A 23,003-nucleotide genomic window follows, 5' to 3' on the forward strand; every position below is an offset into this window, starting at 1 on the left:
TGTTCGGGATTCTCCCGAACACAGGGTACGTATATGCTTATAAGTTAGCCATTACCGTACGCTAGTGGAAGAAATCAGGAACATTCCGGTGCAAAACAGAGTGTTCCACTCGCGAGCCTGCTGGAGTCGCAGGATATCCTTTTGATCATAAATTCTTACGGACGGGACCTTTCGAACCTTCCGAATTTCAGAATCCATTTTTAATACTTTTCTAATGAAAACTATTTTCTTCTTTATCACCTTAATCGGAGGCTTGTTTCTAAGCAGTTGCTCGGAAAAGAAGACGGCTTTGAAAGATGAAGTCATGGCTATTCATGACAGCATTATGCCACGCATGAGTGAGCTTATGGACTTGCAGGAAACCCTAACACTAGAGCTGACCCAGACGGATAGCTTGCTAGCAGCCCATCCCGCTGATTCCGCGTTAATATCTCGTCAAAGCCAGCTACAACGCCTGATTGCTAACCTCAAAGGGGCTGATCAGGCCATGATGCACTGGATGCATGAATACAACGCCGATACATTAACCAAACTAGAGGCAAAACAGGCCGATCTGTATCTGCAAAACCAGAAAAAAGCCATTGAAACGGTGAGGGATCAAATGCAGAAGAGTATTACGGACGCTCAAACTTTTCGACCATGAGAAAGCTACTTTACGTTTTTCTAATGGCTCTTTTACCCTCCTGCCATTCAGAAGAGGCGAAACTCCCCCTATTGGGTACTCCTCACGAGGTTGAGGTGAATGGTAAACTTACGCAGGTATATCCCAGCATTCCTGATTTTAGCTTCGTTAATCAAAATGGCGATACGGTAAGGCAACGCGATCTGAAGGGGAAAATCTACGTAGCTGATTTTTTCTTTACCACGTGTCCCACGATCTGCCCGATCATGAAACGCAATCTGTTAAAGGTCTATAAAGCTACTACGATCCAACTGCTTTCGCACACCATTGATCCCGATCATGATACCCCCGCCATCTTAAAGCGATATGCCCTTGATTTGGGAGTCGTGGATACCCGCTGGCAGTTTGTAACCGGGGATCGGAAAAAGATTTACGAACTAGGTGAGAAACATTACCTGATTACCGCACAGCAGGATTCGACCCAACCCGGTGGTTATATTCACAGTGGTCACTTTATACTCGTGGACCCTAATGGTCACGTCAGGGGACTGTTTGATGGGACTTCTGACGAAGGCACCCAACAGACCATTGAAGCCATTGCCCTTTTGAAAAAAGAGTTTCCTAACTAATTGAAATAGCATGAACATCCGATTTATTCTTGTCATTGGTCTATTCAGCAGTCTACCCGCCGCTGCCCAAAGCAAACCACCCGCCGACGTAGAAAAGATTTTACAAAAACACGCCTGTCTAACTTGTCATCAGATAGATACCCGAGTGGTAGGCCCCGCGTATAAAGAAGTAGCCAGGAAAAAATACAAGCCCGAGCAAATCGTGGCTTTAATCCACAAACCGGACCCTTCGCACTGGCCCGGCTACCCTCCGATGTCTCCCATGCCGCAGGTGCCCAAAGAAGAGGCTTTAAAAGTAGCCAGGTGGATTAACTCACTGACTGTTTCAAAGAAGTAATTGAATCTCAACGCGTTTTATTTTATTTAGTTTAATAGGTTGATAGGCTTCCCCTTTTAGAGGAAGCCTATTTCGTGTATAATGTATTTTCAGTAACCCTTCTAGACGTTTAAAACGTCTAACATTGAGTACCCAACTAACAAAGTCATGTTCTATCTCTAAACTTTTAGCTATGAAAAGAATCTTATTTCTGGCAGGGTTCTCGCCGCAAGTACCAACCCTTTTTTAGTTGGCTAGTGAAGATTCACCCGGTTCAAGAGCGTTAATACCCGGCATAACGCTTATCCCGATCATTAGATTACCATCACGCTTATGAAAATAGGAGTTATAGTAGGTATCTCATTCAAGCTCATTAACGAAGATTTGACAAGTCATCAGAGCTTTGAATAGCTCACCAGGTACACTAATTTTCGTTCGATATTTAGCCTTTCATTAATTATTCTATAAAAGAGACTTCATCAAATGTTTTTTCAACCCCGCCCACTTGTAAATACCTGTCGGAAATTCGTGTCATTTTTTCTGACCTGTTTTTTACTGCTTATCATGCTGGGAGAGGCGGAGGCTCAAACCGTTACGTCCGTTTCGGGTCGGGTACTTGACTACTTATACAACCAGATTGGTGATTATAACGGGCTTCGCCTGAAGCCTTTAAAAGGGGGTGAAGTGGATGTATTTTTTCCACCTCACACAGCCGCCCGGATTCGCCGACAAGCGGCAATCGGACAACAGGTTAAGGTCGATCTTGATCCCAGCCCTAATGGACCACCGCACCCCGGACCCGTTCTAGCTAAAACCACACGGAAGAATCAGTCCGTTATTCCGGCCTTTCGCTTAATTCGGTTGCAAAATCAACGTTTAAAAACCACCTTATCGATCTCTGATCTTCCTTCTCCCCTACCTCAATCAGGGCCGCTGGTTCAGTCAGAGGGACCACTGGTAGGGCAAATGCACGATGAGCAGGGCCGATTAATAGCTTTACTAACCAACAAATACTTAATCGAATTAAAACCTCACCAGTCCGAACAAATTAGTTCTCTGCTCGTGGGAGCCCAACGGTTGAGAGTTACCGGATTCGAGCGAATGTCTGATGGCTTTGTTAATCGGACGGGCCGCCCTTTATTACACCCGACTTCTTTAACCATTCACGGCCAAACGTTTGCACTTTAATGAAAATATTGCTGATCGACGACGAAGAAAAATTAGTCCTACACCTGCAAAAAGGACTTCGGCAGGCTGGTTACACGGTAGACATAGCCTTATCAGCGGCGACGGGTCTGGAAATGGCCGCAGTTGGGGGATATGATTTGATTTTGCTAGATTTGATGTTACCCGGTACAACTGGTTTCGATGTACTGCGTACGCTGCGGGCCTTTGGCATTGAAGTCCCCGTGATGATCCTGAGTGCCCTCAATCAGTCCAAGCACGTAGTTGAAGGACTGGATTTGGGGGCAGTCGATTACCTGCGTAAACCCTTTGAACTAGACGAGCTATTAGCTCGCATTCGAACGGTTCAACGTAATCATGCCGGAAGCAGACTTCCCGTGTGGAGAGTCGAAGATCTGACGATGGATCTTGCCAGTCGGCAGGTAAGTCGGGCGGGCCAATCGATTGCCTTAACCCCCCGCGAATATCAATTGCTGGAGCAGTTGATGCGTCAGGCCGGGCGGGTCATCACGAAGGCACAGTTAACCGAAAAAGTATGGGAGTCGGATTTTGACCGGGGTAGTAACGTCGTGGAAGTTCATGTGCACCAGCTTCGCAAAAAGATTGACCGGGGGTTTTCGATTCCTTTGCTCGAAACGGTCGTGGGGGTTGGATACCGACTCCGGGGGAAGCTTGAAACGAACTAAATCTATGGCGTTGATAAGGCCCGTTCAGAGCATTCGGTTAAAAATAGGTCTGGTATTCGGGATTACTTTTTTCCTGGGATTTGCCGGAGCCGCTACCTACGTGTTCTATGAAGTAAAAAAAGTATTGATTCAGCAGGAAAATCGGTCCTTAACCGACCGGGCAACCCGGCTATCCGAAAGGACATCTCTCTACCCGCTGGTCATTCCCTTGCCGGACCGGGGGGAAGTTATATCACTCTGGTACACCACCGGGGGAGTCGCCAGACGGCTCTATCAGTCTCCGACATTTCCCGCTTCTGCCCCTAATCTAGGTAGTAAGGCTGTCTTTCAATCAGATACGTTTCAACTGGCTCGTTACATTCGAAGCGTTGAAGGCGGCTACGGAAAACTAACCACTGTTGTTGGGCACAGTAACCAGCCCCTGGCTCATCAACTCCTGTCCATTGGCTGGTTACTCATTAGTTCTTTACTACTGAGTATGGTTCTATCCGGGTTAGGAGCCTGGTGGTTGAGTGGCTGGCTGTTACAACCGCTGAAAACGATCATTAAATCGGCTCGTTCCGTCAATCTGGCCGACGAGGTTACCCCCATTCCAACGCCAAACTCTAATGACGAACTACAGGAATTAGCTGATACGATTAACGATATGCTCGCTCGCATTCGGCAGGCTATCGATACCCAGCATAACTTTTTTGCGGCGGCTTCACACGAATTACGTACCCCACTCAGCATTTTACGTACTGAAATTGAAGTGGCCCAGCGGGAAGCAACTCAAGATCAGGATCGCCGTTTTTTAGCTAGTCAACTATCGGAGTTACGTCGATTGAGTCGCCTGGTAGATGATTTACTGGCCATGAGCCAACTGCGTGCCGGTACGCTGCAACTTCGCCCCGAACCCATTGAACTGGATGACCTGACGCTGCATCTGATGGAGCGGTATCACTTATCCATCAATCAGCGGCAGCTTTACCTGGCCATTCATTTGGATGATACCACCCCCTCCTTTACCATCCATGCCGATCTGGATAAGTTAACGAATGTGTTATTGAATTTACTGGACAATGCGGTTAAATACGCCCAGCCCAATACCCAGCTCGATTTACGCATTTCTACTGACAATGGACTAATTATCTGGTCAATAACCAACCTGACGAACGTTCCCATTCCCGATCCTGATCGATTGACCCGAGAGTTTTATCAGGTCGATAGCCGACATGACGGGTATGGCTTAGGTCTCTGGATCAGCCATCAGATTATTCGGTTGATGGGGGGCTCCCTCATGCTATCCGCAAAAGATAATACGTTTCGGGCTGAAATCTCCTTTAAAAAAGCTAAAGCCAATTTCAATTAAAAGCGAGTTTCAGCCTACTCTGATTCATGAATGAGAGCAGCCTGAGTAATGATATACACGTAAAATTCATCGGATTCACGTTGGTCCTGTAACGTGAATCCGATGAATCTTATCAAGAATGAGAAGCTTCACTGTTTTACTACTAGCGGACTAAGTAGGACTGTCCGTTAACTGTAATTGTTGAAGCCTCAACGACGGTTTGCTTGGTTAATTGAACCTGTCCTTCTCCAATCGGGCGTACATAGCCATCCACCGAAATCGTACTTCCTTTAGGAGCAATCGTCAGGAGTTGAGACGCAATGTGAGGAGGCACCCGTACGAGCGTCTGGTCACTCATTTTCAGTCCAGTAGCCTGTCCTTGTGGGTCTAATTGATAATCGATTACTTTTCCTTTCACACTAATCGACTTTGGTGTGGGAAGTACCGCCGGAGCTGCGGGTGGGGCATCATTCACTACCGTTTGTCCATTGGTTAAACTCACCAGACGGAAAACCTCTACCCCTTCGGGGGTAACCTCAGATACGCCGGTTACGGTCAGCTTACTTCCTGGTTTTCCAGCGGCCTGAATAGCCTGACCCAGGTGAGCAGGAAACCGAACTGCCACTGTTTTTGAACCTGTATTCAGCGTAAATCCATCCAGAATAGATTCGTCATTGGCGGTAAATTGCTGAATCGTACCCGACAAATTGGTTAGGGCTACAATGCCGGGTGTTTGCGGAGGACGAGGACCAGCCAGAGCCATTGGACCAGGGCCGCCGGGTCTGGGACCAACAGGGGGTTGTGCCTGAGCAGTAAACGTAGCGGTTAGTCCGACCAGTAAAAGCAGAAATGGGATTGGGTTGTTGCGTTTCATAACAGTAATAATTTGATTACGCTAGCAAACCTACCGTACCCATCTAAGGATGATCTGAGGAAAGTATTAATTTTTCTTAAGGTCAAAAAATGTACTTTATTTAAAACCGCAGTCTGCCGGATTTTCAGCATTCGAACGTGGTAATGCATGTATTAGCTCCAAAGTAACCCCTAATAAAGAACGATCCTTTGGATATTAAATGGTAAACCCTTAAGTTTATAGATTTATATTATAAGCTTTAATCAAGCTTTACAAAGTAACAGTGCAAGTAACGGGACCGTGAGGTCCGCTGCTGATTATCTATTGTTTTTTGAATGCCCTCATCTTTACTAAACTTCATCAAGAAGATCTCAATGGTCTATTTTAATGATACTCCCTAGTGGTTCATTCCACTAGCTACGGTTAGGAAGGATCTTCCTCATCCGCTTCCCAATAATCTTCAGCTATATTAAAACTTTTTATTACTACCTATCGCTTTTTTTTTCATCCTATGTTTTTAGTATAATTTCTTAAGTAAACACTACCTACACCCGGTCGGTTTGAGCTATGTGAATAGTCAGGATCGGTTAAAACAGTCATACGTATTTATATCTATCAATTCCTAATAGATATGTCTCGATACGCCTGTTGATGATCTGATTAGTTTATAAAATACTGACTTACAAGCATTTACAGCCGCCAATGTATAATGTCATTTTTTGTCAATGAAACGATCTTTTCTATATTTTCTTTCCATTTTACTAGTGCTGAGTCATTCGGCCTGGGCTTTGCCTGAGCCTCGTAAGGGTATTCTGGATCTTCGCCAAACCAATTTAAAAAATCAGGAGATTGCCTTGGGAGGAGAGTGGAAATGGTACTGGCATCAGTTACTTATTCCACAGCATCCTGCTGGAGAGAGTGAACCCATTCGTTTTCCCAAGCTTTTTAATAACAGTACCTGGAAAGGCAAACCCGTTCCGGCTCAGGGATATGCCACCTATGAATTGACCGTATTACTCCCCCACCAACGACCGCCACTAGCTTTATTTATTCCTGACTGCTATACTGCTTATCAAATCTCCGTAAATGGCCAGGTGGTGATGAGTAGTGGCCGACCAGGAACTTCGAAAGAAACTATCATTCCCTATTGGTCGCCCCAGGCTCAGGTATTGCCTGATTTTCCGGGGGATTCGCTCCTAATTTTATTGGAAGTCGCTAATTTCCAACACTCTAAAGGGGGCTCCTATCGAGAAATGGAGCTGGGAGATGCTCAGTTGATTGTCTCTTCTTTTGAAAAGGATAAAGCTCTGGATTTCGTATTGGCAGGCTGCCTTTTCATGGGCGGACTATTTTTCCTGGGGCTTTTCGGTTTCGGCAAACATGATAAAGCCATTCTGTATTTTGCCCTGTTCAGCATTTTTTACAGCTACCGAATCGTGGGTTCTGACTTACATGTCCTGCATACCCTTTTCCCTAATCTGAGCTGGAGTTTTTCCATTCATATGGAATACCTGACGCTATATTTATCCATCGCTGCTTTCGTCGAATACACCCGCCGTTTGTATCCTGAAGACGTGTATCATCCCGTAATGAAAGCTATGAGAGGTATTTGTCTAGCAATGGCCCTTGGAGTATTGATTCTGTCTCCTGTCATCTTCACTCAGCTCATCAATCAATTCTTACTTCTGACGTTTCTGTACGTAGGTTATGCGATTTATATCTACCTGAAGGCAGCCAGAAACCAGCGTCCGGGAGCTACTTATGCCTTGATGAGCACCGGAATTCTACTCGTGGTTTTTGTAATCATCAATTTACATTATTTCGGAATCATTACCCCTAAAAAGTTTCTGTTGTTTGTAGGCTATATAGCTTTTTTCTTTTTGCAGTCATTAATCCTTTCTTTCCGGTTTGCCTTTGCCCTAAAACAGGCGAAATCGCAGGCAGAAGAAGGTTTAAAAGCCAAAAGTGAGTTCCTCAGTACGATGAGTCACGAAATCCGAACGCCCCTCAACTCGGTAATTGGTATGACGTATTTGTTACTGGGCGATCAACCCCGAAGCGACCAGAAGCAGCACCTGGATGTGATGTTGTTTTCAGCTAATAATCTGTTGAACATCATTAATGACATTTTGGATTTCAATAAAATTGAAGCCGGAAAGGTTACGTTTGAAAGCATTCCGTTTGACGCCACCCTCATTGCCCGCAACTGCATTGCCAGTTATCAGACCTACGCTCAGGAAAAACAGAACACTCTAACGACTTCCATTGACCCTAAGCTAAAAAATCTGCTCTTGGGCGATCCTACCCGTACGACACAGGTTCTGAATAACCTGACCCATAACGCCCTGAAATTCACTCAGAAAGGCAGTGTAACACTCGGAATAGAAATGATGAGTGAAACGGATACCGACGTTCAACTAAAGTTTTCGGTTACGGATACGGGCATTGGCATTGATCCCGCTAAACAGAAACTTATTTTTGAGCGATTTACTCAGGCAGATTCTTCGATGACTCGTAGCTTTGGTGGAACCGGGCTTGGTTTAGCCATCTGCAAGCATATTCTGGAATTACAGTCTGTTGAATTACAACTCATTAGCACTCCGGGAGAAGGCTCTCAATTTTTTTACATCCAATGGCTCAAGAAAGGAGATCCGATTAGCGTCGTGGAAACCCAGGTGGTGGAAACGCCTGTTCAGCCATTGCTGGGCCTTCACATTCTGTTGGTAGACGATCAGCCCATGAATATTCTGGCAGCCCGGGGAATTCTGAAACGCTGGGGAGCCCAGGTAGAAACGGCATCCGACGGACAACAAGCCCTGGACAAAATGGAAGAGAAGTTACCCTCGCTGGTATTGATGGATTTACAAATGCCCATCATGGATGGATACGAAGCTACCCGTCACATCCGTCAGCGAGGATATACCATTCCCGTCATCGCTCTAACGGCTAATCTGATTCCTGAAATCGAGGATAAAGTCAAAATCTCGGGAATGAACGACATAGTAATAAAGCCCTTCAAACCCGAAACCTTATTACAGGTTATTCAAAGTCACGTTAAAGTTAGTTCCTGATTATTTTTCAGGAAGACGACGAAACGTGCGGGCCGCAAAGAACATACTTAATAGTGCCAGTAAAGCTCCAGCAAGAAAGGGTGCTCCGGGGAAGTGAGTGGCTGCTCCGGGTTTGGTAAAGTGCGAAAAAAGGCTCGTCATGAATGGCGGCCCTACGATAGAAGTCGCACTCATCAGGCTGGTCAAGGCTCCCTGTAATTCGCCCTGCTCGTTAGGAGGAACCTGCCCGGAAATAATCCCCTGCAGTGCCGGACCTGCAATGCCCCCGAGGGCATAGGGAACGGTAAAAGCCAGCATCATCCAACCCTGACTGGCAAAAGCAAAACAAATAAAGCCGATTACGTAAAACCCCATTCCGACAAAAACGGAATTTCGAGTACCCAGCTTGGGGATGATCACACGGGTTAATATTCCCTGAACTAGCCCCATGCAGAGGCCCACACAGGAAAGCGAAAGGCCAATCCAGCGTTCGGACCAGTTAAATTTCTCGATGGTGTAAAACGTCCAGGTGCTTTGTGTGGAATGTCCGGCAATGTAAATACAAACCAGCGAAGCTGTTAAACTAACGATAATCGGGTATTTGCGAAGCTGGACTAAAGAGCCTACGGGGTTAGCCCGTTTCCAGTCGAAGGATCGCCGATTTTCAGGTTTCAAAGATTCAGGCAGTACGAAAAAGCCGTACAGTGCATTCAGTAATGAAAATCCGGCGGCAACAAAAAACGGAACTCTGGTACCAAAATCTCCCAGAAAAGCTCCAATGGCGGGTCCGAGAATAAATCCTGCTCCGAAAGCGGCCCCTACCAATCCGAAATTCTGAGCTCTGTTTTCGGGTGTGCTTACGTCAGCAATGAATGCACTGGCCGTGGTAAAACTGGCTCCGGTTACGCCCGCCAGAATTCTTCCTATGAACAGCCAGGTAATGGTTGGAGCAAACCCCTGAAGAATATAATCCAGTCCGAAACCAATTAATGAGGCCAGTAATATCGGACGTCTGCCAAATCGGTCACTCAGGTTACCCAAAATCGGAGCGAACATAAATTGCATGATCGCATAGGCAAACGTAAGCCAGCCGCTATAGAGCGAGGCCTGGCTAATATCCCCGTGAATGAGTTCTTCAATTAATTTCGGAAAAACCGGAATAATAATCCCTAAACCCGTTACATCAATCAGTAAGGTTAGAAAAATGAAGATTAATGCAGAAGAAGGCTTAGCCATAATTAGAATATTTACAAGCCTTCAAAAATACGGGTCAAAACCGAATTTTAAGCGAATCCGTCATTACTCGACATTTATATTTCATAATGAGGGGAATTCAGTAACTTTCCTAAACATTTAGTCATCAGCAAGGGTATTAACAGTACCATGAACGACTATGAAATTAACGATTGGGCCCGCATATTACTAGGTGATTTACCGGGTCAGTTTTTACTGGAAGTGACCATTCGGACGCTTCTCATGTTTATCGTTATTTTCGTCAGTATGCGGGCTACGGGTAAGCGGGCCGTTCGACAACTTTCCATTATGGAACTCGTGCTGATTGTCGGGCTGGGTTCCGCCGCGGGTGATCCGATGTTTTATCACGATGTAGGTATACTGCCCGCATTAATTGTTTTTAGCGTCGTTATTCTCGTCTACCGAGGTCTTACCCGACTGGCAGCTAAATCCATCAAGATGGAGAAGATTATTGAAGGAGAAGCTCTTCTGATTGTAGAAAATGGACAGTTTACCATTGACAGTTTTGACAAGGAAGATTTGGGTCAGGATGAATTCTTCATGGAACTACGGGTGAACAGTATCGAACATTTGGGTCAGGTCCGCCGAGCGTACATTGAAACCAATGGACAGGTAAGTATCTTTTTCTTTGAAGAAGACGAAGTAAAACCCGGGCTGCCGCTATTGCCCGAGATATTCAACCAAAGAACGCAAAGCATTCCCCGAATTGGCACTTATGCCTGTACGTTCTGCGGAAACGTAAAAGAGTTAATGCCTCAAGATAGTCTGCACGTTTGCCCTAAATGTAATCGTACCACTTGGGTAGCCGCTTTGAACAATCGCCGGATTAAGTAATACTATCCTTATTTATTTTCATAACCTCTTCCCGATCCCTTATATTTCTCCAAAAATCGAGTATGAATCAGTGAATGACTACGCCTATGGATGATTTCATCGCCGCCCGTTCCCAAATGGCCCTATCGCTGGGCTTTCATATTGTTTTCTCCTGTATTGGCATGGTCATGCCTTTTTTTATGGCCGTTTCGCATTACCTCTGGCTCCAGACCCACCATATAGTTTACCAAAATATTACCCGAGCCTGGAGTAAAGGAGTAGCCATTTTCTTTGCCGTAGGTGCGGTTTCTGGTACGGTCTTATCCTTCGAGTTAGGCTTACTCTGGCCTACGTTCATGAAGCACGCCGGGCCCATTTTCGGGATGCCCTTCTCGCTGGAGGGAACTGCCTTTTTCATTGAAGCCATCGCTCTGGGCTTTTTCCTGTACGGCTGGGGTCGATTTAACCCCTGGTTTCACTGGATTACGGGGGTTATCGTAGGCATCAGTGGGCTATTATCAGGAATTTTAGTCGTTTCAGCGAACGCCTGGATGAACAGTCCAGCGGGTTTTGATTACGTCAATGGCCAATACCTGAACATCGATCCGATCAAAGCCATGTTCAATGCAGCCTGGTTTTCACAAGCCCTGCACATGTGTCTGGCCGCCTTTGCAGCGACGGGTTTTGCAGTGGCTGGCGTTCATGCCTTGATGATTCTTCGTAAGAAAAACGTTTTGTTTCATCGCCAGTCCTTCCAGATAGCCGCCATTTTTGGGTGCGTAGCCGCTCTCCTTCAGCCTTTAAGTGGAGATTTTTCAGCGAAAGACGTTGCCAAACGCCAACCGGCCAAGCTGGCAGCAATGGAGTCACATTTTAAAACCGAAAAAAGAGCATCACTCATCGTAGGTGGCATTCCCGACCCTGAAAACCAGAAAGTTGATTATGCAGTAAAAATTCCAGGATTACTCAGTTTTATGGCCCATGGTGATGTGGATGCCGAAGTAAAAGGATTGGATCAGATTCCGCTTCAGGATCAGCCTCCCATTGGCATCACACATTATGCCTTTCAAATCATGGTAGGTCTAGGAATGGTCATGATGTTGATTGCCTTGCTTTTCGGAACGGCTCTGTTCATCAAAAAAGACTGGCTGAAACGCAACTGGTTACTCAAGCTGTTTGCCTGGGCTACGCCCATTGGTTTCATCGCCGTAGAAGCCGGATGGACAGTTACGGAAGTGGGCCGCCAACCCTGGATTATTCACGGAGTGATGCGAACCGCCGATGCCGTTACTCCTATGCCTGGCATTGCCTATTCCTTCTATCTCTTTACGGGCGTTTACGTCTCGCTGGCTTTGGTTACCTTATTCATGCTCTACCGACAGATTAAAATGGTTGATACGCTGTACGATCTCCCCACGGGTATTAAAGAAGCTCATTAAACTAGCTGATTAGTAACTAAATCCAACATTCTCCTATTAACACTGTCGGTTATGTTATACGTCGTGATTGTTTTTTTGTGGGCAGCTATCTTACTCTATTTATTGCTAGGCGGAGCTGATTTTGGAGCTGGGATTATTGAGTTATTTACCTCTTCCAAAAACCGAACCCAAACCCGTAAGATCTTGTATCGGGCCATCGGTCCTATTTGGGAGGCTAATCATATGTGGCTCATCATTGCCATTGTGATTTTATTCGTGGGCTTCCCGGCCATTTACACCACCATGTCGGTTAATCTGCACATTCCATTAACCATCATGCTATTGGGAATTATTGCCCGGGGAACGGCTTTCACTTTTCGGCATTACGACGCCGTAGTAGATGATATGCAGCATATTTACAATCGAATTTTTGCCGTTTCCAGCCTCATTACTCCTCTATTTCTGGGTATTATTGCCGGGAGCAGCGTTTCACGTCATATCGACCCGAATGCGACTTCTTTTCTGGACGCTTACATTTTCAGTTGGCTTCACCCTTTTCCGGTGGCTGTCGGGCTGTTTACCGTAGCCATTTGCGGCTATCTGGCCTCGATTTATTTAATTGGAGAAACCGAAACACCAGAAGAGCGGCAGCGTTTTATGGCGAAGGCCTGGATGATGAACTGGGCCGCCGTTGCTTGTGGAGTTATTGTGTTTACCGCCGCTTATTGGGAGAACATTCCTCTGATTCAATGGGTATTCGGAGAGATTTGGGGAATCCTGGGCGTAGCAGCGGCAACCATTTCAGTCATGACACTCTGGTTTTTTGCCCGTAAAGGATTTAATAATATCCTTCGAATATTAGCTGGGTTTCAGGTAATGATGATTCTCTTTGTGGCGACCTATCAGCATTTCCCTAATATCATTTTACTCAAAAACGGAGGTTACCTGTCGCTCTTAGAGCATAAGGGTGACGACAAAACCATCGTTGCTCTAGGTTGGGCTTTAGTATTGGGAAGTCTATTCATCCTGCCATTTCTGATTTATCTCATGTATAGTTTTCAAAATAAAGATAGAGAAGATTCCACGGTGTACGGAGATGTCTAGGCTCATTAGTAAAAAAGGCGAACTCTTTCGGAGAGTTCGCCTTTTTTAGGCTAATACGTTCAGGTAACCTTTCTGATTCTCTATCGCTAGCGTTACTTCTGGAACATTTTCCAGGATCTCATCATCGGCGTGTACGTGTGGCCCATCCCAACGAATCCTGAAATGACGTCCTTTAATGGCTGGAAAAGGAAATGTTTTTTCTGAACCATCGCATAAACTCAGGATGTATTTTCCGAACGTTTCTTTTTCTTCTTCACTGATACGAATCAGCTCAAACCATCCATCGCCAAATTCTGAATAAGGAGCCAAGGCCAGATTGGGGCCAATAGATTTGATATTCATGATTTCCAGAAGGATATATTTTCCGGAATAATCCTGACCATCCACCTGCAACTGACAATCCCGGGCTTCGGCTGTCATGATTAATTCATACAAAACGGTTAAGGCAAAATTGAGTTCTTCTTCCGGCTTCTCCGGTTTTTCTACCGTTTTCATTACCTGCATCAATCGTGGAAATAGTCCACAGCCAAAGGCTTCAATGAAGAAATGTTCTTCCGCTAACCCCCTGATAAAACCCACATCAAAACTTTGCGGGACTTTTTCTTTCCAGGATTTGATAAGGTCTTTGGTATCTTCCATTGCTCCCAGCGTTTTTGCAATGTTGTTAGCAGTACCGAGTGGTAACACCGTAAAAGGAATAGAAGTGGGAACGCTTCCGTTTAATACCAATTCTTTAGCCACGCTTCGAACAGTGCCGTCGCCTCCGGCTACCACCAATAGATCGGTTGCAGAGGGCAGATGTTGGGGCCAGTCTTCATCTTTGGCCGAAGAGTACTCACAATGATAGCCTTCGTTTTCGATCGTTTGGATTAGTTGCCTTTCCGAATGCTCCTCTTCCCCTGCGGACGGATTGTGAATGAGTTTTATAGTTTTTATAGCCAGAGTCATCGTCTGAAGTATATAGTGGTGCTGAGTACTGATTCTTTAGGTAAAGCCATTAATAGCTAATGAACCATTTGAAAACAATCTCTGAAATATCTGTATTCGTTAAAAAGAAGTAGAAAAGGCTCCTCAAATCTACTCACTTCTCCCCTGCCCTGGTTTTCTTGCATGCAATCCTACTGCATTCAAAACTCTCTAATCATTACTGTTATGCGAATTTTAGTCACTAATGACGACGGGATTTATAGTCCGGGCATTGCGGCTCTAGCCCGAATCGCTACCAAATTTGGCGAAGTATACGTCGTTGCTCCTGATGTTGAACAGTCTTCAATGGGTCATGCCGTTACGCATTCGCGACCCTTAACTATAAAAAAATCAACGAATTCTTTCGGTGAAAATATCTCTGCTCACCGGGTTAACGGCACCCCTGCCGACTGTGTCGCTCTGGGCACGCACCTGTACGCGGACGTGGATGTAATTCTCTCGGGTATTAATATGGGTCCTAACCTGGGTAACTCCATGTGGCACTCGGGAACACTGGCAGCAGCGAAACAAGCGGCTTTGTTTGGCCTGAAAGGCATTGCCCTCAGTACACCCGTAGGTAATGCTGACCCGGATTTTGATGCTCTGGCTCCTTTTGTTGAAAAAGCCATTGCCCTGGCATTAGAAGACAACCTATCGAATCTTATTAACATCAACTTCCCCCCTAACCCTACGGATTTGGTTTGGACGCGGCAATCCGTTCGCCAATACGATGGCCATGTGGTTCCGGGGGTTGACCCTATGGGCCGTAAACATTACTGGTTTACGGTATCTCCGCTGGAACCTGCCGAAGAAGGTACCGATCGTTGGGCAGTTGAAAATAACCTGGTTTCGATAACTCCGTTGCGACTGGATCTGACTGACGAACAAGCTTTGCTCCGCGTATCGAATACCAGTGTTTAAAATTTAGAATCCGTAAACATTTAAGCGGTCGTTGATAGGCTGGTTTCCCGAACGCAGGAAGGAACTCTTTAGGGCGTTCGTTTATATCTCAAAAACTGTCATTCAGAGCGAAGAATCTTATGACTTTTGGGGGCAGGCGGTAACTTCACTAAGCTAGCCCCGTCCCATTCCAATAGAAGGTCTCTCCCTTCGTTCGAGATGATAGAATCGGAAGTATAACGGCAGGTTTCTACCTGCCGTTATACTTCCGATTCTGTCATTCACAGTAAAATTGAAATCTTCTTTTTCATAGATTCCTCACTAATGCGGGATCTATTGTTTCAAATAAATCAATTGAAAGGCTCTATAATTTTGGATAAAAAAAGTTCTTTCTATATTTGTCATAGAGAAAATTTTATCCTTAAAGCCTATGCTTACGCCTGAAAAAGCGATCCGGTTTTTAAAATCTAAACCCGCTTTGAATTTATCCCAAATCGAAAAAGAAGCGGGAATTCCTTCAAAAACTCTTCACAAAGCTCTTTCTGAACAGAACGATATTCCAGCTAAACATTTACAGGCCTTGGATACAGCTCTGCGGAAATACGGTTATTCCGACGATCAGCTTAATAAAGCTCAGGTTATTTCCATCGTTAATCACAAAGGTGGTGTCGGAAAAACGACAACGGTTATTAACCTTGGCAAAGCTCTGAGTTTGCTCGGCAATCGGGTGTTACTTATTGATATGGATTCACAAGGTAACCTATCCCAGTGTTTCGGTGTGCACGATCCACAGGAGCAAATCATCGATGCTCTGTTGCATAACTCTCCCCTACCACTCATCCCAATTACAGATACCTTATATCTAACGCCTTCTGATATACGCATGGCGTATAAAGAGTCAGAACTGGCGAATGCCATTGGGGCGGATCGGCGTTTGGCGTTAAAACTGGAAGAAGTCCGTGAGCATTTCGACTATATTCTGATTGACTGCCCTCCCAGCCTCGGTATCTGCACTACCTGTTCGTTGGTTGCTTCTACTTCCTGTGTCGTTCCTATTCAGCCTGAAGCCAGTGCGTATCACGGCGTAGAGAGTTTATTTAACCGAATCGCTGAAATTCGAACCTACATCAATCCTACGCTTACGGTAAAAGGCATCGTGTTTACTATGGTTCATAAAAACCAGAGTGTGCACAAGAGCATGATGTCTCATATTCGGGAGAATTACAAAAACTTCCCAATCTATAACTCCATTATTGAAGTCTCAACCGTCATTAAGCAGTCGCAGGTGGCGAAAGAAGACCTATATACCTATTCACCCAAATCGGTTTCCTGGCAGCAGTATGATAAGCTGGCAACTGAACTAATCGCTCTTTAATATGGCTAAAAAAGACTTCATGAATTTAATGAAGGAAAAGACGACGAATCTGAAACCTTCCATTTTGTCTTCCGAAGAACATATTAAAAGTCAGATCACGATTCTTCAGGAATTAAAAGAGCTGATTCCACCCCTTACGCCCGACGAGCTTCAGCAGCTCGAACAGAACATTCTGAAACATGGCGTAAAGGACCCGGTGACGATTTGGGAAACGACTACTTCCATTGCCGGGATTGACGAACAGTCATTGCCCGTTTATATTCTGATTGACGGCCATAACCGTTTCTCCATTGTTCAGACCCATCACCTGGATTTTCGGATTAATCTAGTTCATTTCGGGTCTATGGCTGAGGTGAAGGATTACATGATTGACCACCAATTGGGCCGCCGTAATCTGACTCCTGAGCAAGCTTCTTACCTGCGTGGACTTCGGTATTTACAGCAGAAAAATGTACGGGGAGGTAATCAATATTCCCCCGAGCAGGAAAATATTTCGGTTAATCTCGGGAAGGAATATGGCGTGAGCAGCCGAACCATCAAGCGGGACGGAGACTTTGCAGCAGGCCTGGAAAAGCTTACGACTGAGTTTAAAAGCGATATTCTTTCGGGTAAACAGAAGCTTCCCAAAGCTAGTATTAATGCGATTTCAAAGGTTAAAACGAAACAATTATTCAATACACCTGAAGAGGTTCAGAACGCCATTTCCGCATCTCCTTTTTCAGAAGATGTGACGGAACGTCGACAATTACAATTGGAAATCAAGACTTTAGCTTCTGGTCCTTTAACTAAAGAAATTTGCGAGACTTTGGTTCAACGCATTCAGCAATTCCAAAATTTACTCCAACCAAAGTGACAGCTTGTCACTTTGGTTTTCACATCTTAGTCTCCAAAAGCAAAGTGACAGCCTGTCACTTTGCTTTTTTTATTAGCTTATTCTAAGACAAAGGGACAAGCTGTCACTTTGGTTTTTGTATCGATTATTTGCTTCTCTATGTGATCAAAGAAACTGTCTGTTCCTTTTGTGTCATAGGCTCAGTAGACACAAAGTGACACATTGTCCCTTTGTCTTTTCATTCATTGGTTCATTCTGTGAACTACCGTTAAAAACAGCGTTTCCATCTGATCGAGCAACCAGAGCCTCCTTCCCTTTGGGAACGTCTTGGGTTATGCAGAAACTTTACTAACTCGTAGCGTCGTCCCCTTCTACAGAAGGTTTTTTACCAGGTTAGAGATGATAGTTGGAAAATTTAGTTTATAACGCAGAGCTAACCGCCCGCAATCGTGTTCCCGGATTACATCCGGGGCTATTGATATTGAACCCCGCTGGAGTTGTTATTCAAATCGTCTTATGACAAATAACCCTGGAGGGGTTAAACACGGATAGCCCCAGGCTGGATAGCCCCGGATGTAATCCGGGGAAGCAACATGCACCAACGAAAAATTTTCCCTACACCAAGTAAAGCCACAAAAGGCCCTCAGCTTCTTCGCTTGGTTTCCCGCAGTCGATCGGTTCTAGCCGAGTAACTACGATTTTCTATTTACGAATCTGTAAAATTGTAAACGCAGTTTAACACAAATTTTGGTTTTGAAAGCGTAGAGACGAATTACGACCAGCTGTTGCGAGATTCCATCTCGTCCCTATCTAACGGCACGTTCCCATCTGCCGTTAGGCTCTCAAGTCTGCGATCTAAAATGAAGCTTACCTACTTTGCCATTCTCTATCCGTGAAGGTTTCAGAAGCCATGATTCGGAGTTGGCTTCTGCAAGTATAAATTTTAGATAACCGTTCATAATTTTGAAAAACACAAAACCAAAGGGACAGCGTGTCCCTTTGGTTGGATAAGAGCAGTGACTGATTTTTTAAATCTTTCAAAAATTATTGATAAGTAGAGCGGTGATTAACTCAGGATTGAAAGCAACCTTATCAGTATGCATACAATTAGTCAATGGCAAGAATGATGGACCATTCACTTGGTTGGTATGCGTTTGTCACCAGTTGCCGCCCCAGACTAATTGGACTAATGATGAAGCTCATCCTTTGCTGAATAGTAGATAAGGTAAGCCTCCTACAACGAGCACCAGCGAAAACTTACAAAGGCTCCTATGTTAGTTTATGGGAACGATGTCCATACAAAAGGTAAGTCTTCCTTAGTACATCGGTGACTCAAGGTTAAGCCGCTATGAATTGAGTTATAGATCAAATAGCTAGTGCCCATCACTTTCATTTCAAGTACAAACATCAGGTTAAATCTGAGTTGAGTTATTAGTATAAATAGGACAAAGCCGTAAGGCATTTTTTATAATATAATTCAGATAAAAAACACAATCTTACTCATATACTTAAATAAGTAAATTAATTACTTTTTCGTTGGTGACTCTCCCTAATTATTGAGGGCAATTTGTGATAGATAAGTTTCGTCTTCTCTTTCTATTCATGAGTCTTCCCATCAGGTTAATAACTCTCCTAATAATTAATTGATTCAATAACTGTTGTTCCGAAGCGAGTAGGAGGTAGGCGAACTATCACAAATTGTGAGTAAAATTTGTAAGCCTTTCAAAGCTGACTATTGAATGTCTGGAAGATAAACCGTTAGGATTGAGGAGCAGGTATAATCTTAGAAAGCATCCTGAAAAACAAAACATTACTCATTAGCTGGTAAACAGGGAGTAAGGCTAAGAAATAGAGCAACTATCACAATTTGTGACAAATGAATTAGAAACTTCAAGCGTGCTATTTTCACTAAAACTGATCAAGATCGTTAACATGAATGTTAGTTAACTATCTAATATTCAATACATTAAAAAAACAATGTGTGATAGTTTGAGTAAAAAGAAAAGTAACAAAGCCCTTATTCATCATGTATTATCATTAGGCCTTAACTTCCTCATTCTAAAGATATTACTGCTAACATATTGTGATAGTTTTTGTTCCTAGTATTTCATTCACTATCCGCCACTGCCTTCCGTACAGAATTCACAATTTGTGATAGTTAACTCTCTATAAACTTCCTACAATCTAAACCATATGAGTCATTCCATTGATTTACAGATGATTATCTCTAACAAATTGTGATAGTTAATAAGATGGATAGGAGACCCCAGCAAGTCTATCACTAAAACCACGTGGGAAAGTTTGGTAGAGGGCACTCACAAATTGTGATAGTTTGTAGGATGCGAGATAGCTATTGTACGATTGTCATCTTATGAAACCTATTTAAAGTACTGATTATAAATAGTTTACATACATTAAGTTAGAAACTATCACAATTTGCACGTGCCCGGAACCTGAATATTCAAGTATCACAAAAACACTTCCATTCTATTTTCCAATCATAAGCTCCATTTCAACATTTACTTTTTTCTTCATTTCACCTTTAAAAACCCTTCAAAAAATCATCATCAATTTCTGTTTGACTGTTTTTATATATTATTTATATATATTTCCCTTAAAAAATCAGTTTGTAAATCATTCACTATCAATGTGTTATGAACACATTTTGGGATGAACTATCACAGATTCCACGTCTAAGTATCACAAAATGCACGTGCATCTATCACAAAATGCACGAATAAGTATCACAAAAATCACGCAAGTTTATTACCTTGCAGACGTGGAATCTGTGATACTTATTGAGATCGCTTCCCTAAACCTCTGATGTAAGTCCTTTAATCGCGTCTGGAAGTGGATAAAAAGCCTGTTACTCGTAAAAATGTCCGTAAGAAAAAGCGAAACAACACCGTCGTTCTGATTCGTAAATCTAACGCTCTGGTGGAAGCTCATTACAAATTTACGATTTGGGAAACCCGTGTGTTTGCCAAAATGATTTCCATGATTGATTGGGAAGATAGCGACTTCAAGGAGTATAAAATATTCTTTCGGGACATTATTCAGGATTTCGGCCTTCGCAAGGATGGACGAACCTATGATGACCTGAAAGAAGGGGCTAGAGGATTGATGAGTAAAATCATCAAACTCAAAGTAAAAACAGAAGGCGTGTACGAAACGCTGGAAACACCCATCATTGGGGGTATTAAAACGCCTGACGATGTGCATCGGAAAATTGTGCAGTCAAAACGATTCGACGACGACCGGGTTTATCTGAAGGTATCCTTTCACCCTGATTTAAAACCTTTTTTAATTGAGCTGAAAGAACGGTATCTTGTATACGAAATGGCAAACATTCTCGATTTGTCCAGCCCTTATACCGTTCGGATCTATGAGCTACTCAAGCAGTACGAGAAACTAGGGGAGAGAACCATTGAATTGCAGGAGTTGAAAGCCATGCTGGGCATGGAAGAAGAATATAAACTCTACGGTCACTTTCGGGATCGGGTGCTGGAGAAGGCGAAGGAAGACCTGCGTAAATACACCGATATTCGGTTTGAATACGAAGGGGTACAGGCCAAAAATTATCCTTACGAGTTACCCGTTAAACTGAAATCTAATGCGGTAGTCGCGATTCGTTTTTATAACATCACTAAAAACGACGCAAGCCAGTCGCCAGGTAAGCCTTTTCTGAAAATCAGCAAACCGACCAAAGTCGAAGAACCAGAGGAGATTCCATACGCTGAAGAAGTTCCTCAGGTACCGTATTTCGACGAAATCTACGCATTGGTCAAAAACTACGTTTCGGATCAGACCGTTTTGCAGTGGCTGAGTAAGTCATCAATTGAACACATTCGTACCAGCATTCAAACCACGCTGAAACAGACCCGAAAGAAAAACTCGTCCATTCAGAATATTGGAGGGTATCTGAATACGCTCATTCTGTCTCCGCCCTTATTCGGTGGGGCAGAGGCACCTAAGACGGTTACTCAAGCTCCTCAACTAGACCGGAAAGCGATTCAGGATGAGCTGGATCGCCTGAAAAGTCAATGGTACGAAAAGCAGTATGAACTCATTCGCGACTTCTTATCCATTCGCCCGGGTTTACGGATGGAATTGTTTCAGCAAGCCAAAAAGACGGTTCCGTTTTCGTACGATCCTAAAATGACGGATGAGCAGAACTACAAGGAAAAAATGCTGTTTGCCACCGCCGTTTGGGAGTTAGCCCGTACCTATTGTCAGGATGAACTGAGCGTTCTCGAAAAGAAATATTTACCCAGGCTAAAGGAAATGGAAATCAAACTATCTGCCTGAATTTTTATCAGGAAGTACATTTCATTACCTTACCAGCTCGTATGCGTTTTTGTAACAAACCTTGACCTCTATGACTACTTTGCAAACACGCCGGAGTTTCATCAAGTCTGCGGCTGCATTGTCATTGTTTAGTATTGTTCCCCGTCACGTTTTGGGCAAGGGGTTTCTGGCTCCGAGTGATCAGTTAACAAAAGGAATTATTGGTTTGGGAGGGATGGGGAGAGGGCATATTCCTTACGCAGGCACTCGCGTAGTCGCTCTTTGCGATGTGGATGAAACCCACCTGAAACAAGGGCTAGAACTGGCTGGTGGAGCGGGAATTAAAACGTTCAAAGATTACCGGGAACTGATTCAGTTACCCGAAGTCGATATTGTTCATATTGCTACGCCGCCGCACTGGCACGGCCTGATGGCTATAGATGCCGCACGAGCCGGGAAAGACATCTGGTGTGAAAAACCCATGACCCGAACCATTGGCGAAGGCAAACGGGTCAAGGAAGCCGTGGAACAATACGGTCGTATGTTTCGCCTGAATACTTGGTTTCGGTTCGAATCCACGTTTTACGGGATGAAAACTACCGTGCGTCCCATTAAAAAACTGGTTGAAAGTGGATTACTCGGTTGGCCGTTAAAAGTTACTGTTAGTAAACACACGGGGTTTGACTGGAAATTTTACTGGGTGGGTAAAACCAATCTGGAAAAGCAACCCGTCCCCAGCGAATTGGATTATAATGCCTGGCTTGGCCCGGCACCCTATAAGCCTTACAATGCTCACCGGGTGCATGGCACCTTTCGCGGGTATTGGGATTACGATGGGGGAGGGCTGGGCGATATGGGCCAGCATTACCTGGACCCAATTCAATATTTTCTGGGAAAAGATAACGAAAGCCCAATCAGCGTAGAAATTGATGCTCCTCAGCAGCATCCCGAGGCTGTAGGTACCTGGCGAAGAATTGAATACACGTATGCGGATGGCTGCAAAATTATTCTTGATGGAGAAGGGAAGGACGAAGGCATCCCTTACATCGAAGGACCGAATGGGAAATTGTATCCTGAATTCAAATCAGATATTCCTGATTTGAAGAAAAAGCTGGACGCCTTTCCAGACCCGTCCCCACAGGTAACGGATTTTCTGGAGTCGGTTCGGGAACGTAAACCTTTTGCCCTGAACGAACAGAATGGCTATCGGTCCTGTACGCTTATTAACATGGGCATTGTGGCTTTACGGTTGGGACGTTCACTCAAATTCGATCCTGATCGTCAGGAATTTATTGATGATGAAGCCGCTAATCGCCTCATTGATCAGCCCATGCGGGCACCCTGGGTTATGGGTTCATAGATGTTCGTTCGTAAATCGCTCTC

At 44.4% G+C, this 23,003-nt stretch carries 18 protein-coding genes; 15 read left to right on the forward strand and 3 right to left on the reverse strand.

What is annotated here, in order from left to right; genetic code table 11:
• Positions 1-214 precede the first annotated feature (214 nt).
• The 6 genes from QE357_RS23980 to QE357_RS24005 all read left to right on the forward strand — a co-directional run bounded on the left by QE357_RS23980 (position 215) and on the right by QE357_RS24005 (position 4,789).
• Entirely contained in the window at positions 215-643 is a 429-nt protein-coding gene (locus QE357_RS23980) for a hypothetical protein (protein ID WP_309713545.1), read from the forward strand.
• Positions 640-1,251 (forward strand): SCO family protein, encoded by a 612-nt coding sequence (locus QE357_RS23985; RefSeq protein ID WP_106636074.1) that lies wholly within the window; start codon positions 640-642, stop codon positions 1,249-1,251. Before QE357_RS23980 ends, QE357_RS23985 begins: the two co-directional genes overlap by 4 nt.
• A gap of 10 nt (positions 1,252-1,261) precedes the next feature.
• Positions 1,262-1,588, forward strand: coding sequence for a c-type cytochrome (locus QE357_RS23990; protein WP_309713551.1), 327 nt, complete (start codon positions 1,262-1,264; stop codon positions 1,586-1,588).
• 507 nt (positions 1,589-2,095) lie between these two features.
• Positions 2,096-2,755 carry a hypothetical protein gene (locus QE357_RS23995; RefSeq protein ID WP_309713554.1) on the forward strand — a complete coding sequence of 220 codons (660 nt, stop codon included), beginning with the start codon at positions 2,096-2,098 and terminating at the stop codon, positions 2,753-2,755.
• Positions 2,755-3,438 carry a response regulator transcription factor gene (locus QE357_RS24000; RefSeq protein WP_106636071.1) on the forward strand — a complete coding sequence of 228 codons (684 nt, stop codon included), beginning with the start codon at positions 2,755-2,757 and terminating at the stop codon, positions 3,436-3,438. The genes QE357_RS23995 and QE357_RS24000 overlap by 1 nt, the downstream gene beginning before the upstream one ends.
• A gap of 4 nt (positions 3,439-3,442) precedes the next feature.
• Positions 3,443-4,789: a HAMP domain-containing sensor histidine kinase gene (locus QE357_RS24005; protein WP_309713558.1), complete on the forward strand. Its 1,347-nt coding sequence runs from the start codon at positions 3,443-3,445 to the stop codon at positions 4,787-4,789.
• Positions 4,790-4,931: 142 nt separating this feature from the next.
• On the opposite strand, the gene QE357_RS24010 is transcribed toward QE357_RS24005, so the two are convergent.
• Positions 4,932-5,642 carry a hypothetical protein gene (locus QE357_RS24010; RefSeq protein WP_309713561.1) on the reverse strand — a complete coding sequence of 237 codons (711 nt, stop codon included), beginning with the start codon at positions 5,640-5,642 and terminating at the stop codon, positions 4,932-4,934.
• A gap of 704 nt (positions 5,643-6,346) precedes the next feature.
• Here QE357_RS24010 and QE357_RS24015 point away from each other — a divergent pair.
• On the forward strand, positions 6,347-8,692 hold the full coding sequence (locus tag QE357_RS24015) for a response regulator (RefSeq protein WP_309713564.1): 2,346 nt from the start codon (positions 6,347-6,349) through the stop codon (positions 8,690-8,692).
• On the opposite strand, the gene QE357_RS24020 is transcribed toward QE357_RS24015, so the two are convergent.
• Positions 8,693-9,907 carry a TCR/Tet family MFS transporter gene (locus tag QE357_RS24020; RefSeq protein WP_309713567.1) on the reverse strand — a complete coding sequence of 405 codons (1,215 nt, stop codon included), beginning with the start codon at positions 9,905-9,907 and terminating at the stop codon, positions 8,693-8,695.
• Between the two features lie 147 nt (positions 9,908-10,054).
• On the opposite strand from QE357_RS24020, the gene QE357_RS24025 reads away from it, so the two are divergent.
• From QE357_RS24025 to QE357_RS24035, 3 genes are all read left to right on the forward strand, one after another.
• Complete coding sequence (locus tag QE357_RS24025; protein WP_309713570.1) at positions 10,055-10,759, forward strand: YetF domain-containing protein; 705 nt, start codon at positions 10,055-10,057, stop codon at positions 10,757-10,759.
• A gap of 86 nt (positions 10,760-10,845) precedes the next feature.
• The gene (locus QE357_RS24030; protein WP_309713573.1) at positions 10,846-12,177 is read left to right on the forward strand and encodes a cytochrome ubiquinol oxidase subunit I; all 1,332 of its coding nucleotides are present in this window, start codon (positions 10,846-10,848) and stop codon (positions 12,175-12,177) included.
• A gap of 51 nt (positions 12,178-12,228) precedes the next feature.
• Complete coding sequence (locus QE357_RS24035; protein ID WP_309713576.1) at positions 12,229-13,260, forward strand: cytochrome d ubiquinol oxidase subunit II; 1,032 nt, start codon at positions 12,229-12,231, stop codon at positions 13,258-13,260.
• A gap of 45 nt (positions 13,261-13,305) precedes the next feature.
• Here the strand turns inward: QE357_RS24035 and QE357_RS24040 are convergent, their stop codons facing one another.
• Positions 13,306-14,208 carry a diacylglycerol kinase family protein gene (locus tag QE357_RS24040; protein ID WP_309713580.1) on the reverse strand — a complete coding sequence of 301 codons (903 nt, stop codon included), beginning with the start codon at positions 14,206-14,208 and terminating at the stop codon, positions 13,306-13,308.
• A 204-nt stretch (positions 14,209-14,412) separates the two neighbouring features.
• Between QE357_RS24040 and surE the strand changes: the two genes are divergently transcribed.
• The 5 genes from surE (at position 14,413) to QE357_RS24065 (ending at position 22,980) form a co-directional block, all read left to right on the forward strand.
• On the forward strand, positions 14,413-15,147 hold the full coding sequence (gene surE / locus QE357_RS24045; protein WP_106636064.1) for a 5'/3'-nucleotidase SurE: 735 nt from the start codon (positions 14,413-14,415) through the stop codon (positions 15,145-15,147).
• Between the two features lie 409 nt (positions 15,148-15,556).
• Positions 15,557-16,501 (forward strand): ParA family protein, encoded by a 945-nt coding sequence (locus QE357_RS24050; protein ID WP_309713585.1) that lies wholly within the window; start codon positions 15,557-15,559, stop codon positions 16,499-16,501.
• A gap of 1 nt (position 16,502) precedes the next feature.
• Positions 16,503-17,354: a hypothetical protein gene (locus tag QE357_RS24055; RefSeq protein ID WP_106636062.1), complete on the forward strand. Its 852-nt coding sequence runs from the start codon at positions 16,503-16,505 to the stop codon at positions 17,352-17,354.
• Between the two features lie 2,829 nt (positions 17,355-20,183).
• Positions 20,184-21,641 (forward strand): replication initiation protein, encoded by a 1,458-nt coding sequence (locus tag QE357_RS24060; protein ID WP_157830255.1) that lies wholly within the window; start codon positions 20,184-20,186, stop codon positions 21,639-21,641.
• A 70-nt stretch (positions 21,642-21,711) separates the two neighbouring features.
• Positions 21,712-22,980, forward strand: coding sequence for a Gfo/Idh/MocA family oxidoreductase (locus QE357_RS24065; protein WP_309713592.1), 1,269 nt, complete (start codon positions 21,712-21,714; stop codon positions 22,978-22,980).
• Positions 22,981-23,003: the final 23 nt, after the last annotated feature.

Origin of the sequence: Siphonobacter sp. SORGH_AS_0500, assembly GCF_031453245.1 — a bacterium.
In the GTDB taxonomy this organism is placed as follows: Bacteria; Bacteroidota; Bacteroidia; order Cytophagales; family Spirosomataceae; genus Siphonobacter.

Excerpts from the sequence above, each read along its gene's own strand:
- QE357_RS24025 (WP_309713570.1), top strand. The coding sequence starts at position 10,055 with ATGAACGACTATGAAATTAACGATTGGGCCCGCATATTACTAGGTGAT.
- QE357_RS23990 (WP_309713551.1), top strand. The coding sequence starts at position 1,262 with ATGAACATCCGATTTATTCTTGTCATTGGTCTATTCAGCAGTCTACCC.
- QE357_RS23985 (WP_106636074.1), top strand. The coding sequence starts at position 640 with ATGAGAAAGCTACTTTACGTTTTTCTAATGGCTCTTTTACCCTCCTGC.
- QE357_RS24055 (WP_106636062.1), top strand. The coding sequence starts at position 16,503 with ATGGCTAAAAAAGACTTCATGAATTTAATGAAGGAAAAGACGACGAAT.
- QE357_RS24050 (WP_309713585.1), top strand. The coding sequence starts at position 15,557 with ATGCTTACGCCTGAAAAAGCGATCCGGTTTTTAAAATCTAAACCCGCT.
- QE357_RS24065 (WP_309713592.1), top strand. The coding sequence starts at position 21,712 with ATGACTACTTTGCAAACACGCCGGAGTTTCATCAAGTCTGCGGCTGCA.
- QE357_RS24035 (WP_309713576.1), top strand. The coding sequence starts at position 12,229 with ATGTTATACGTCGTGATTGTTTTTTTGTGGGCAGCTATCTTACTCTAT.
- QE357_RS23980 (WP_309713545.1), top strand. The coding sequence starts at position 215 with ATGAAAACTATTTTCTTCTTTATCACCTTAATCGGAGGCTTGTTTCTA.
- QE357_RS24010 (WP_309713561.1), bottom strand. The coding sequence starts at position 5,642 with ATGAAACGCAACAACCCAATCCCATTTCTGCTTTTACTGGTCGGACTA.
- surE (WP_106636064.1), top strand. The coding sequence starts at position 14,413 with ATGCGAATTTTAGTCACTAATGACGACGGGATTTATAGTCCGGGCATT.
- QE357_RS24030 (WP_309713573.1), top strand. The coding sequence starts at position 10,846 with ATGGATGATTTCATCGCCGCCCGTTCCCAAATGGCCCTATCGCTGGGC.
- QE357_RS24020 (WP_309713567.1), bottom strand. The coding sequence starts at position 9,907 with ATGGCTAAGCCTTCTTCTGCATTAATCTTCATTTTTCTAACCTTACTG.
- QE357_RS24040 (WP_309713580.1), bottom strand. The coding sequence starts at position 14,208 with ATGACTCTGGCTATAAAAACTATAAAACTCATTCACAATCCGTCCGCA.
- QE357_RS24005 (WP_309713558.1), top strand. The coding sequence starts at position 3,443 with ATGGCGTTGATAAGGCCCGTTCAGAGCATTCGGTTAAAAATAGGTCTG.
- QE357_RS24000 (WP_106636071.1), top strand. The coding sequence starts at position 2,755 with ATGAAAATATTGCTGATCGACGACGAAGAAAAATTAGTCCTACACCTG.
- QE357_RS24015 (WP_309713564.1), top strand. The coding sequence starts at position 6,347 with ATGAAACGATCTTTTCTATATTTTCTTTCCATTTTACTAGTGCTGAGT.